This window comes from Thermomonas sp. (assembly GCF_047606765.1).
In the GTDB taxonomy this organism is placed as follows: domain Bacteria; phylum Pseudomonadota; class Gammaproteobacteria; order Xanthomonadales; family Xanthomonadaceae; genus Thermomonas.
In genome coordinates this window covers 1-12,365 of the sequence record NZ_JASGED010000127.1, presented here as the reverse complement: position 1 = coordinate 12,365, position 12,365 = coordinate 1, and the positions used below count along the sequence as shown (strand labels likewise).

General features: G+C 67.0%; 15 protein-coding genes. 8 read left to right on the top strand and 7 right to left on the bottom strand.

Annotated features, from left to right (window positions below):
• Positions 1-70: 70 nt before the first annotated feature.
• Both QM612_RS11855 and QM612_RS11850 read right to left on the bottom strand, forming a co-directional pair.
• Positions 71-391, bottom strand: coding sequence for a DUF4156 domain-containing protein (locus QM612_RS11855; protein WP_415254087.1), 321 nt, complete (start codon positions 389-391; stop codon positions 71-73).
• 70 nt (positions 392-461) lie between these two features.
• Positions 462-3,305: a M16 family metallopeptidase gene (locus QM612_RS11850; protein ID WP_415254086.1), complete on the bottom strand. Its 2,844-nt coding sequence runs from the start codon at positions 3,303-3,305 to the stop codon at positions 462-464.
• A gap of 114 nt (positions 3,306-3,419) precedes the next feature.
• Here QM612_RS11850 and QM612_RS11845 point away from each other — a divergent pair, with 114 nt between their 5' ends.
• The 4 genes from QM612_RS11845 (at position 3,420) to QM612_RS11830 (ending at position 5,367) form a co-directional block, all read left to right on the top strand.
• Positions 3,420-3,899 (top strand): tRNA (cytidine(34)-2'-O)-methyltransferase, encoded by a 480-nt coding sequence (locus QM612_RS11845; RefSeq protein WP_415254085.1) that lies wholly within the window; start codon positions 3,420-3,422, stop codon positions 3,897-3,899.
• A gap of 146 nt (positions 3,900-4,045) precedes the next feature.
• On the top strand, positions 4,046-4,603 hold the full coding sequence (locus QM612_RS11840; protein WP_415254084.1) for a diffusible signal factor-reguated Ax21 faimly protein: 558 nt from the start codon (positions 4,046-4,048) through the stop codon (positions 4,601-4,603).
• Between the two features lie 93 nt (positions 4,604-4,696).
• Positions 4,697-4,948 (top strand): hypothetical protein, encoded by a 252-nt coding sequence (locus tag QM612_RS11835; RefSeq protein ID WP_415254083.1) that lies wholly within the window; start codon positions 4,697-4,699, stop codon positions 4,946-4,948.
• An 8-nt stretch (positions 4,949-4,956) separates the two neighbouring features.
• Positions 4,957-5,367: a TA system VapC family ribonuclease toxin gene (locus QM612_RS11830; protein WP_415254082.1), complete on the top strand. Its 411-nt coding sequence runs from the start codon at positions 4,957-4,959 to the stop codon at positions 5,365-5,367.
• A 122-nt stretch (positions 5,368-5,489) separates the two neighbouring features.
• On the opposite strand, the gene QM612_RS11825 is transcribed toward QM612_RS11830, so the two are convergent.
• The 5 genes from QM612_RS11825 to QM612_RS11805 all read right to left on the bottom strand — a co-directional run bounded on the left by QM612_RS11825 (position 5,490) and on the right by QM612_RS11805 (position 8,624).
• Complete coding sequence (locus QM612_RS11825) at positions 5,490-6,521, bottom strand: NAD(P)H-dependent glycerol-3-phosphate dehydrogenase (RefSeq protein ID WP_415254081.1); 1,032 nt, start codon at positions 6,519-6,521, stop codon at positions 5,490-5,492.
• A gap of 12 nt (positions 6,522-6,533) precedes the next feature.
• Positions 6,534-7,064 carry a protein-export chaperone SecB gene (gene secB, locus QM612_RS11820; RefSeq protein ID WP_415254080.1) on the bottom strand — a complete coding sequence of 177 codons (531 nt, stop codon included), beginning with the start codon at positions 7,062-7,064 and terminating at the stop codon, positions 6,534-6,536.
• A 123-nt stretch (positions 7,065-7,187) separates the two neighbouring features.
• Positions 7,188-7,622: a rhodanese-like domain-containing protein gene (locus tag QM612_RS11815; protein ID WP_415254079.1), complete on the bottom strand. Its 435-nt coding sequence runs from the start codon at positions 7,620-7,622 to the stop codon at positions 7,188-7,190.
• Positions 7,623-7,674: 52 nt separating this feature from the next.
• Entirely contained in the window at positions 7,675-8,094 is a 420-nt protein-coding gene (locus QM612_RS11810; protein ID WP_415254078.1) for a hypothetical protein, read from the bottom strand.
• A gap of 50 nt (positions 8,095-8,144) precedes the next feature.
• Entirely contained in the window at positions 8,145-8,624 is a 480-nt protein-coding gene (locus tag QM612_RS11805; protein ID WP_415254077.1) for a YiiD C-terminal domain-containing protein, read from the bottom strand.
• A gap of 45 nt (positions 8,625-8,669) precedes the next feature.
• Here QM612_RS11805 and QM612_RS11800 point away from each other — a divergent pair, with 45 nt between their 5' ends.
• From QM612_RS11800 to QM612_RS11785, 4 genes are all read left to right on the top strand, one after another.
• Complete coding sequence (locus QM612_RS11800) at positions 8,670-9,428, top strand: uroporphyrinogen-III synthase (RefSeq protein WP_415254076.1); 759 nt, start codon at positions 8,670-8,672, stop codon at positions 9,426-9,428.
• A gap of 10 nt (positions 9,429-9,438) precedes the next feature.
• Positions 9,439-10,413: a hypothetical protein gene (locus tag QM612_RS11795; protein ID WP_415254075.1), complete on the top strand. Its 975-nt coding sequence runs from the start codon at positions 9,439-9,441 to the stop codon at positions 10,411-10,413.
• A 67-nt stretch (positions 10,414-10,480) separates the two neighbouring features.
• The gene (locus QM612_RS11790) at positions 10,481-11,731 is read left to right on the top strand and encodes a heme biosynthesis HemY N-terminal domain-containing protein (RefSeq protein WP_415254074.1); all 1,251 of its coding nucleotides are present in this window, start codon (positions 10,481-10,483) and stop codon (positions 11,729-11,731) included.
• Between the two features lie 28 nt (positions 11,732-11,759).
• Entirely contained in the window at positions 11,760-12,167 is a 408-nt protein-coding gene (locus QM612_RS11785) for a hypothetical protein (protein WP_415254073.1), read from the top strand.
• Positions 12,168-12,365 lie beyond the last annotated feature (198 nt).

The window sequence follows — 12,365 nt, the reverse complement described above, 5'->3', positions numbered from 1 at the left end:
ACCGCACAGGATAACGCTTTACGCCGCCATCCGCCGACGTATGGCCGGAAAACCGCCTATCGAAGCGCCATCAGCGCCCGCAGCGCCACAACGCCCAGCGCTGGCTACCGTCTTGCGGCGGGCCCAGCGGGCTGATGCTGTCCGCACCCAGGCCTGGGCCTTCGTTGCGCGCCAGCGTCTCCAGCTCGTCACGCACCTGGATGTCGCTGCGCTCGTAGAAGCCGACCTGATGGCGCACCGACACACTCGCCTCGCCACGCTGCTCGCAGCCGACCGGCGCGGCGGGCAGCACTTTCACCTGCTTCGCGCCCGGTGCCATATGTACGAAGGTGCAGGCGGAAAGGGACGCTGAAAGCGACAGGACACAACCCAGCAACAACATCGAACGCATGCGCAAACTCCAGAAAGCACGATGCCCGCCAGTGTGGCGGGCATCGGCTGCAACAGGATGAACGGATCGCCTACTTCTTCGATACCGGCTTGCCATCGGCGTCCAGCACCGTGACTTCGCCCAGCTTGAGGTCGCGCACGACCTGCTCGGTCTTGGTGAGGTCGCCCACCACCAGCCAGGTCAGGCCGCTGGGATCCAGCACCTTGGCGGCGGCGTTGACCTGCTCAGGCGTCATCGCCTTGATCTCGGCCATGCGCTTGAACACGTAGTCGTCCGGGCGGTTGTAGAGCACGTTGCTGGCGATGGTGCTCATCACCGAGGACGCAGTCTCATACGCGCCGGGCAGGCTCAGGGTGAGGATCTTCTCCATCCCTTCGACTTCCTCCACGCTCGCGCCACGCTTGCCGCTGGCGAACTCGGCGATCTCGCGCTGCACTTCGGCCACCGACTCGCCGGTCTTGTCGATCTGCACCGGCGCGGAGGCCGACCACAGGCGCTGGCCCAGCGCACCGCCGGCACCGGCGCGGGCACCGTAGGACCAGTGCTTGTCCTCGCGCAGGTTCATGTTGAGGCGGGCGGTGAAGTCGCCACCCAGCACCATGTTGGCCATGTCGAACTTGACCGAACCCGGATCGGCGCTGGAAGGCACCGCCTTGGCGGCGACGATGTTGGCCTGCACCGCGCCCGGCTGGTCGATCAGGAACACGCGCGGCTTGGCCGGCGCGGCCACCGCCGGGATGCTGGTGGCAGCCTGGGCCTTGCCCGCAGCCTTCCAGTCACCGAAGTGCTGCTCCAGCACCGGCACGATTTCGGCCAGCGTGGTGTCGCCCACCACCACCAACGTGGCGTCCTGCGGGCACAGGGCACTGGCGTGCCATGCCTGCAGATCGGCGCGGGTCAGGCCGGCGATGGACGCCTCGGTACCGCTGCCGGTACGCGGCGCGGCATAGGGATGGCCTTCGCCATAGACCAGCCCGGGCAGCACGCGCTGGATCAGGGCATTGGGGTTTGCCTTCTCCTGCTTGATGCCGGCGATCCATTGGCCCTTCACGCGGTCGATCTCGCTCTGCTCGAAGCGCGGCTTGCGCAGCATGTCGGCGAACAACGCCAGCGACGGTGCCAGATTGGTCTTCAACGCGGACAGATAGGCATTGCCGCTGTCCAGGCTGGCACCGGCCCCCATCTGCGCGCCCAGTGCTGCGGCCCGGTCGGCGAAGGCCAGCGCATCGAGATCGCCCGCGCCTTCGTCCAGCAGGCCCATGACGAAGCTGGCAGTACCCGGCCTGTCCACCGGATCCGCCGCGTAGCCGCCACGGAACTCGTAGCTCATCTGCACCACCGGGATGTCATGGCGCTCGGCCAGCACCACCTTGGTGCCATTGCGCAGGGTGGCGCGCTGCACCTCGGGGAACTTCAGGTCCGGGAAGCTCGCCGGCATCGGCACGCCGGCCTTGCGATCCACGCCGCTGGCGGTGGTCTTGTACTTCGGATCGACGGCCGGGGTCTTGAACGGTGCCGGGGTGACCGCCGGGTCTTCCGGAATGTCCACGCGCTTGCCGGGGTTCACCACCAGCGTGTGGCTGCCCTTGCCCGCGCCCAGCCAGCTGTTGCCGGCAGCGCGCACATTGGCGATGGTGGCCTCGCTCAGCGTCTTCAGGCTGTCACGGAAGCAGCCCGGGTCGCCGGTGAACACCGCGCACTCGGCCAGTGCATCGGCCTTGCCGCCGAAACCGCCGATGCGCTCCACGCCACGGATCCAGCCGGCCTGGATGCTGGTACGGGCGCGATCCAGTTCGTCCTGGGTCGGGCCGTCCTTCAGCAGCTTTTCGAGTTCTTCATCGATGGCCGCTTCCACCTTGGCCACGTCCACGCCCTGTTTCACCGTGGCGGTAATCATGAAGCTGCTGCTCAGCTGCGCGCCGTAGGCAGAGGCGCTGATGTTGTCCACCAGCTTGTCCTGATGCACCAGCCGCTTGTCGAGACGCGAGGACTTGGCACCACCCAGCACATGCGCGAACAGTTGCAGGCGGTCGAGGTCAGGCTGGCCGTATTCGGCCACGTTCCACATCCGGAACACCCGCGACTGCGGCACGTTGTCGGTCATTTCGCCACGGCTGTCGGCCTTCAGCGGCGATACGTTGACCTTGGGCTGCGCCATCGTCGGCGTGGCCGGGATGTGGCCGAAGTACTTCGCCACTTTTTCCTTCGCGGTGGCCAGGTCGATGTCGCCGGCCAGCACCAGCACCGCATTGTTCGGGCCGTACCAGGTCTTGAACCAGGTCTTCACGTCGTCCAGCGACGCCGCGTTGAGGTCGTTCATGGAGCCAATCGTGCTGTGGTGGTACGGGTGGCCCTTCGGGTACATGGCCTTGCCAAGTTCGTCCCACACCTGGCCGTAGGGCTGGTTCTGGCCCTGGCGTTTCTCGTTCTGCACCACGCCGCGCTGCTCGTCCAGCGTCTTCTGGTCGATCGCGCCCAGCAGGTGGCCCATGCGGTCGGATTCCATCCACAGCGCCGTGTCCAGCGCGGTGGTCGGCACGTTCTCGAAATAATTGGTGCGGTCGGAATTGGTGGTGCCGTTCTGGCCGGTGGCACCCACCTGCTTGAACGGGGCGAAGAACTCGCCCGGCGCGTTCTCGCTGCCGTTGAACATCAGGTGCTCGAACAGGTGGGCAAAGCCGCTGCGGCCCGCCGGCTCGTCCTTGCTGCCAACGTGATACCAGACATTGACCGCCACGATCGGTGCCTTGCGGTCGGTATGCACGATCACCCGCAGCCCGTTGGGCAGGGTGAAGCTCTGATGCGGGATATCGACCGCCGGCAGCTCGGCAGCCTGCGCCTGCGGCGCGTAGGCACCGGCAGACAGCGCGGTGGCAAGGGCAAGCGCCAGTGCGGCGGGACGGAACACGGACATGGACGACTCCTGAGCAAGCGAAGAAACCGGGACACCCCGGTGAGGCCGCAATCCTAGCCGCCACGCAGCGCCGATACACTGTGCCAAAAGCCACCCGCCGCGCTCGGCAAGCCGATGTTCCACGTCATCCTGCATCGCCCGGAAATCCCGCCCAATACCGGCAACGTGATCCGCCTGTGCGCCAACACCGGCGCGCGGCTGCATCTGGTCAAGCCGCTGGGCTTCGACATCGACGACAAGCACCTGCGCCGCGCAGGGCTGGACTATCACGAGTACGCGCCGATGCAGGTGCATGACGATCTTGATGCCGCGCTGGCCGTCATCGCAGCCACCGAAGGTGCGCCGCCACGGGTGTTCGCCTTCTCCACGCGCGGCGCGGTGCGCTTCGACACGCCCGCCTACCGCGCTGGCGACGTGTTTCTGTTCGGCAGCGAAACCGCCGGCCTGCCGCCTGATGTGCTGAGCAACATCCCCGAGGCACAACGTCTGCGCCTGCCGATGCGCCCGCACAACCGCAGCCTCAACCTGTCCAACGCGGTGGCGGTGACCGTGTTCGAGGCCTGGCGGCAGATGGGCTTCGATGGCGCAGCCTGAGCGCGCTGCCCCCGACCACAGCGAACCCGAATAGTTCATGTACCGCTCGGTTCTGTATTCAGGCCCGGTTGCAGACGCGCATTCAGAATGCACCCCACGTCAGGCCACATGGCCCGGCGCCTACAACAACAACGATGAGGTGTCACATGAAGCGTTCTGTCATTGCTCTTGCCCTGCTGGCTACCCTGCCCTTCGCCGCGTCCGCGCAGGACAGCGGCCTGTCCTACAACCACGTGCAGGGCGGTTACGTCGCCACCAATACCGACGCCGGCGACGCCGACGGCTGGGGCCTGGGCGGCTCGGTCGCCGTACACAAGAACGTCCACCTGTTCGGCACCTATGCCAACCAGAAGATCGACGGCACCAGCGTGGATTTCGACCAGTGGCGTGCCGGCGTGGGCTACAACCGCGCGTTCTCGCCGAAGTCCGACTTCGTCGCCAACGTGGCCTATGACAAGTTCGATGCCGGCAGCAGCGCGAAGCTCGAGGGTTACAGCATCGAAGCCGGCGTGCGCAGCGCACTGGCCCCGAAGTTCGAAGGCTATGCCCTGCTTGGCTACGAGGACGGCCACCACTACGACGGTGACGCCTATGGTCGCCTCGGCGGTGTGGTCAAGATCAACCAGACCTGGGGCGTGGCGGCGGACGTGAAGTTCTCCGGTGGCGACACGCAGTGGCTGGTCGGCCCGCGCATCACCTGGTAATCCCAGCATCCACGCAACACGAAAACGCCCGGCATCGCCGGGCGTTTTTTGTTGTGGTTTGACATCATGATGCGACCGCATCATGATGCGGTCATGCGCACCACCATCGACCTGCCCGACGACCTGCACCGCATCGCCACCAGCCTTGCGCGCCACAACAGGCGCAGCCTGGGCCAGATCGTGGCCGAGCTGATGCGGCGGGGGTTGGAGCCACCTGTGGTGACGAATCGGGTTGCTGAACCAGCTGCGGCCTATTCCATTAGTCCTGTGACCGGACTCGCCGTGGTGCGTTCGCCCCGCCCTGTCACGGACGAAGACGTGAAGGCACTGGAAGACGAATGGTAAGCACGGCGATGGAGCCCGCCGTCCTGCTCGACGGCAATGTGCTGGTTGCCCTTGCGGATCAATCGCATGTGCATCACAGCACCGCCGAACGCTGGTTTGGCACGCTCCATTCCTGTTTCGCCACTTGCCCGATCACCCAAGGCAGCTTGCTGCGCGTTCTGTTGGCGACACGCGCCGTAGCGAATGCAGAATCCGCGCGCGTGCCGCTGCGCAGCCTGATCGAACACCCGCGCCACCGCTTCTGGGCGGATGCCATCGACTATCTGCAGGTGGACTGGAAAGGCGTACTGGGCCACAGGCAGGTAACCGATGCCTATCTGGCATCGCTGGCACGCAGGCATGGCGGCAAGCTGGCAACCTTCGACCAGGGTCTGGCCGCGCTGCACCCGGACGTGGTGGAGTTGATTCCCGCAACGTGATCCGCCGCAGGCGGCATGTTGAAGAAGTCTCTCGTAGATGCGGAGCTTGCTCCGCATGGCTCCCACAATGCCGAGCAAGCTCGGCAGCTACGAAAGCGGCGGTAGGTGCGCCTGCGGGTGCCTCAACCAAACAGCGACTGCGGGTATTCGGCCTTGCGTTCGCGCGCCATCAGCCGGGCCAGCCCTTCCGATGGCGTCACCGTGCCGTGCAGCACGTCGCGCACGTTTTCGGAAATCGGCAGATCCAGCCCATGGCGCTGCGCCAGCCGCATCACTTCATTGGCGGTTTGCAGGGATTCCACCACCTGCCCAATCGCCTTCACCGCTTCGTCGATGGTCTGGCCCCTGCCCAGCGCCAGACCCAGGCGGCGGTTGCGCGACAGGTCGCCAGTGCAGGTGAGTACCAGATCGCCCAACCCGGCCAGCCCCATCAGGGTTTCCGGGCGACCACCAAGGGCGATGTTCAGGCGCAGCATTTCGTTGAGGCCACGGGTAATCAGGCCGGCGCGGGCGTTCAGGCCAAGGCCCATGCCATCGGCCACGCCGGTGGCGACCGCCAGCACGTTCTTCATCGCGCCACCGAGTTCGGCACCGCGCACGTCGTCGCCAGTGTAGGCGCGGAAGGCGGGGCCGTGCAGGGCATCGGCCACCTGCTGGCAGAAGTCGGCATCATCCGAATGCACGGTAAGCGCCGTGGGCAGGCCTTCGGCCACTTCCTTGGCGAAGGACGGGCCGGTGACCACGGCCAGCGGCACGTCATCACCCAACAATTCGCCCGCAACTTCATGCAGGAAGCGCCCGCTGCCGGGCTCGAAGCCCTTGGTCGCCCACGCCACGCCGGCCTGCGACGGACGCAGCGGCGCAACCGCGCGCAGGGTCTCGGCAAAGGCATGCGAGGGCACGACGACCAAGACCAGATCAGCATCGGCCAGCGCTTCATGCAGCGAGGTGGTTGCGCGCAAACCGCCCGGCAACGGAATGCCGGGCAGGTAGCGGGTGTTTTCGCCCTGCGATTCAATCGCCGCGACGGTGGCGGCATCGCGCCCCCACAGCACCGTGGAGTGGCCGTGACGGGCGATCAGCGCGGCCAGTGCGGTGCCCCAGGAACCCGCCCCGAGCACCGCGACTGCCGGCTTGTTGTCGGACTGCGTCATGCAGTCGCCAGCTCAGGCGTTGCCGGCTGCTTCGGTGTTGGCGAGCAAGTCGCCGCCCTGCTGCGCAACCTGCTCGGCGCGCTGGCGCAGGGTTTCGCCGTACAGCGCTTCGAAATTGATCGGCTGCATCGGGAACGGCGGGAAGCCGCCAGCGGTGATGAGCTGGCCAACCGAAGCCGCTGCGTACGGGTACAGGATGTTCGGGCACTGGATGCCGAGCATCGCGTCGAGGATGTGCGGCTCGAAGCCACCCAGACCGAACACGCCGGCCTGTTCCACTTCGGCCAGATACGCGGTCTTGCCGTTCAAGGTGCAGGTCAGGGTGATGCCGAGGCTGACTTCGAAGGCGCTCTCGTTCAGGCGCTGCACCTTCTGGTTGAGCTTCATCTGCAGGTCGGGCTGGCCCTGTTCGTTGAACACCTGCGGCGCGTTCGGCGCTTCGAAGGACAGATCCTTCACGTACAGCTTTTCGACGGTGAAGGTCGCGCCCTGCGGCTGGGCATCGGCAGCCGGGGCGGCACCGTTCAGGTTTTCATCGGACATGGACAACTCCAGAAATCGTATGTGTGGCGCGGAAAAGTGGGCGATTATCGCACGCGGCAGCGTGTGCCTGCCTGACTTGGGGCGGCTCGGGGCGGATCACAAGCCCCCGGCACCCGAATCCCGTCAGCGGCCCTTGACCAGCGGCAGATCCGCCGCCTGCCAGGCCTGGATGCCGCCTTCCAGCACGCTAACATTGGTGAACCCGGCCTTGCGCAGGCGCTTGGCGGCGTCGCTGGCGGTCTGGCCGAGCTTGCACACCAGCACCACTGGCAGCGCCTTGGCCGGCGTGAGCTGCTTGTTCTCGGGGTCGAACTGGCTCATCTGCACGTTCTTCGAACCGGCGATATGGCCCTTGGCGAAGTCCGCCGCCGGGCGCACATCGACCAGCAGCGCATTGTCACGATTGATGAGCGCGGTCAGCTGGGCCGGGCCGATCCGGCGGATGCCGCCCAGCAGGCCCGCGATCTCGTTCCAGATGATGGCGATGGTGATGCCGGGCAGCGCCAGCGACAGGATCGGGTTGCGGCCGGCAAAGGCGACCAGTTCTGCAAACGTCACGGGAAGGACCGGGTGATGGCGATACGGGGCGGCGATTGTACCCGTGCCGCGCTCATTCGCCCTGCCACAGGTCGGGCAGGCCCGAAAGCTGCCACCAGGTCCTGGATGCTTCGTCGTAGCGCCAGCGCTCGCGGTAGCGCACCGTGCGCTCGGCCAGCGTGTTGCGATTGATCACGCCGATCTCGATGTCGCGCACCACTTCACCGCTGCCCAGCGTGCTGCCACCCATCTCGCGATAGCTGGAAATCTGCACCTGCTTGTAGCGCGAGAAGTCGATATCGCTCAGCGGCTTTTCCTCGCGCACCTTGGGTTCGACCAGATTCCACGCGCCCTCGAAATCCCCCCAGCGGATCGCCGCCGACCACGCATATTGGGCCTGATCCAGCGCCGAACCCTTGCTGGAGGCTTTGGGGCAACCCGCCAGCAACGCGAGGCAACACAGCAGCAGGCAACGCAGCAGCAAGCGGGGCATCGGCATTCTCCGTGGGCGTGTGCCCGCATCCTAACCCGGCACGACGCGGTTCACCGGGCGATGGCGACGTAGCGTGCGCCCAGCACGGCGGCAACGCCACCATCGGCCAGCGGCGCACGCGATTCCACCCGGAAATTGACGCGCCCGCGCGCGCGCAGCGCGCCGGCCAGATCCAGTGCATCGGCAGCGCCCTCACCCGCGATATCCAGCCGCGCTTCCACCCGCAGGTCTTCATACACCGGCTTGAGATAGCGGATGCGGCTGTCGGCCACGTAGATGTCCGCGTCCAGCCCGGCTTCGGCCAGTTGCAGGAAGCCGATCCCCCAGCCGGCGATGGTCATCAGCGAACACAGGCTGCCGCCGAAGGCGCAGCCCTTGTCATTGACGTTGGCAGCCAGCGGCGCACCCAGGCAGAGCATGCCGTCGCGCCATTCCAGCACCTGCGGCTGCATGGCCGCGACCGGCGGCATTCCGGCCAGATGCGCGCTCAGCGCGGCCAAGGGCGTTTGCGTAGAAACATGTGTGTCCATGCCGCCAGCCTGCCGCATGCAGGGGTGCTGTGCCAAGCTGGCGCGATGCCGACGCCCCTGCTAAATGGTTGGACCGTGTTGTCGCTGCGCCCGCGCGGCCAGCATGCCTCCCTGCGCGCCGCGTCCGCGCGCGCCGGTGCGCGGCTGCTGGCGCTGTCGCCGCAGGCCATCGAGATGCGTTGCGATGCCGAAGCAGCGCTGGATGCCGCGCTCACCTGCGATCTGCTGCTGTTCACCAGCCCGAATGCAGTGCGCGCGGCATCGGCACTGCGCACATTCAAGCCGCGTCGCGGGCAACCATGGTTGGCAGTGGGCGAAGGCACCCGCCGCGCACTTTCGCGCATCGGCATCGACGCACATTCGCCCACACGCATGGACAGCGAAGGCCTGCTGGCGATGCCGCAGTTGCAGGCCATCGCCGGCAAGCGCATCGGTCTGGTCACCGCACCCGGCGGACGCGGTGCGCTTGCGCCCGCGTTGCAGAAGCGCGGCGCGCAGGTGCTGCGCGCGGACGTGTATGCGCGCGTGCCGGTCACCGTTCCGCCGCAGGCATGGGTGCGGTTGCAGGAAGCACTCGCCACGCCGAACAAAACCTTGCTGATGTTGAGCAGTGCCGAAGCCCTGCACGCATTGCTGGCGCAGGCACCGGCTTCACTGCATGCGCGGCTGCATCGGGTCGCGGTGGTCGCCGCGAGTGGGCGGCTGGCGCAGGCCGCGCGTGAAGCCGGTTTCCGGCGCATCGTGACCGCCACCGATGCACGTCCTGCATCGCTGCTGCGCGCCGCCATCGACACCTTCGTTTAGCATTGCGCGGGTGAACGACCCGACGCCCACTCTCCCCGCACCTGCACGGCGCTCGCACGCCGGCAGCCTGCTGTTGTTGCTCTTGCTCGCCATCGTGCTGGGCGCGGGTGGCTGGTATGGCTGGCAGCAGTTGCAGGCGCAGCAGGCACGGGCGAATGCCGATGCGCAGCAACAACGCGACGCGCTGGATTCGCGGGTGGAAGCCTTGCGCCAGGCCCAGCGCGCGCAAGCGCAGCGGCTGCAACAGGCGGAAGCCACCAACCGCGTGCTGCGGGATGAAGTGCTCGGCATCGGCCAGCGCGCCGCATTGATCGAAGACAGCGTTTCCAGACTTGCCGATCCCGACCGCCACGGCGCGCAGGCGCTGCGGCTGGATCAGGTGGAACTGCTGCTCGCCATCGGCCAGCAACGCCTGCAACTGGACGGCGACATGGACGGCGCGCAGCGCGCGCTGGCACTGGCCGCGCCGCTGCTGGACGGGCTGGACGACCCGGCCTATCTCAACCTGCGGCAGGCACTGGCGCAGGAACGCGCCGCACTGGATGCCCTCGGCGCAGACCCGCGCATCCGCGCGCAAGTGCTGCTGGACAGCCTGCAGACCGGCATCGATGCGACCACCGACGCACGCACGCGCGATGCCGCATCGGCAAACCTGCCGTGGCACCAGCGCCTGCTGCGCAAGTTCGTGCAGGTGCAGCCTTCCGCGCGTGCCGGCCTGCGCGACCACAGTGACCGCGAAGCCGCCATCGCCGCATTGCAGATTGAAACCGGGCTGGCCCGCGCCGCCATCGAGCGCCGCGACGAAGCCGGCCTACGCCGCGCATTGATTCACATCGACGGCTGGTTGCAGACGCTGCTGGCCGGTGCGCCGCAGCTTGCGCAGAAGCGCCGCATCGTGAACGAACTCAAGACCGCGCCGCTGCGCCACGCATCGCCATTGGCGGGCACGACCTTGCAGCAATTGCGCGCACTGCGCGGGCAATGAGCCAATCACGCCGCGCTCGCATCGCCCCTGCGATGCTGGGCGCGAACCACCACGGACCGGAGGCCGCATGAACCTGTTCCGCAACGTGTTGTTCTGGCTGCTGCTGGCGGTGTTGGGCGCATTGCTTGCGCAGGCGCTGCTGCAAGACCCCGGCCATGTGCTGGTGCGTTTCCGTGGCACCGACTACACCACCACGGTTGCTGCCGGCGTCGGCATCCTGCTTGCCTTGATGTTCGCGTTCGCATTGCTGTGGAACCTGCTGCGGCTTCCGTTCCGCGCGTGGAAGCGGCATCGCGCGCGGCAGGCGCGGGCGAAGCTGACCGATGGCCTGACCGCATGGCAACGCGGCGATTACGCGCGCGCCGAACAATTGTTGAAGCAGTCAGCGGATGCGGGCGATACCGAAGCGGTGGCGCGCGCCTTTGCCGCAAAGGCAGCATTCGCACGCGGCGACGATGCCGCCGGCAACGCGCTGCTGGAAGGCTTCGGCGAACGCCATGCGGCAATCCGCGCGCTGGTCATTGCCGAACATGCACTCGCGCAAGGCAAGCCGGGCGATGCGCTGGCCGCACTCGACGCACCGCAGGCACAACCGCTGCCACCGCGCGGATTGGCTTTGCGCGCACAGGCGCTGGAAGCCACCGGGCGCGGCTTCGAGGCCTATGGCCTGATCGGCGCACTGCGCCAGCAGCAGGCCTTGCCGGCATCGCAACTCGACGCCTTGCAGGCGCGCTGGGCCGCGCAGGGCGTGGAACAGGCGGCTGATGCCAATGCATTGGCCGACTGCTGGGACGCACTGCCCGCCACCTTGCACGCAACACCCGCAGTGGTCGCTGCCTACGCACGCCGCGCCGCTGCCCTGCGCTGGGACGAAGCCGCCACCCGCAGCATCGAACAGGCACTCGATGCGCAATGGGACGAGTCACTGGCCGACCTCTACGGCAGCCTGCCGGTGGGCCGCATCGAACATCGCCGCGCGCAGATCGAACGCTGGCTGCCCGCGCATCCGTCCAGTCCCGCGCTGCTGCTTGCCGCCGCCCGCATCGCGCAGGCACAGGGCCAGTGGCCGCAGGCGGAAAGCTGGCTGCATCGCGCCATCGCACAGGGCGCGGGCGCACCGGCATGGGAAGCACTCGGCAACGGTGCGGCGCAGGCCGGTGATGAAACCCGCGCGAAGCTGGCCTATGCCAACGCACTGCGCAGCCAGCGCGGCGACACCCTGCTCGACCTGCCGGGCCGCGACCTGCGCCAGCAGATCGCCGACACCGCCGCGATCGAGGAACGCGACGAACACGGCATGCCACGGCTGCGGGGGTGACTCAAGACGGATATTGCGAGGTGGAACGATGAACACCATCGTGCTTGAAGTGATGCCACCAGACGAAGCCATGGCCCGGCTGCAGGCCAGCATCGCCGCCGGCAAGTTTCCGAAACAGGCACATCGCACCTTCATCTCTGCCGAATCGATGGCACGCACGCTCACGCCGCTGCGCTGGACGATGCTGCAAACCATGACGGGCGCCGGCCCGCTGGGCGTGCGCGAACTGGCGCGCCGGCTGGGCCGCGACGTGCGCGCCCTGCGCTGTCACGCGCGCCACCTCGCGGTAGCCGATACGGATCAGCCAATAGTCGCCCGTGTTCTTATCGGCCAAATCCGCGATGCTTTGGCGCAATTGCGCTTCCGCTTTCTTCATGTCACTGCGTGCAGCGGACAAACGTCCCTCCAGCAAGCCGACTTCACCGGCAGCATCTGAATCAGCTTAAGGAGCTTTTCGCCCTAGGCGCGCACCTGCCGCAACAGTGGTTCCAGTTCATCCCAACGCGCGGGTCTGTCAAACAAACTGTGTAACTTGATTTGGTCATAGCGCGTCAAGCGGCACGCGCTCCTCACCGAACATCACCTGGAAGCTGTCCAGCGCTGGCTTCCAGTGATGGATCGACTTCCAGTTCTT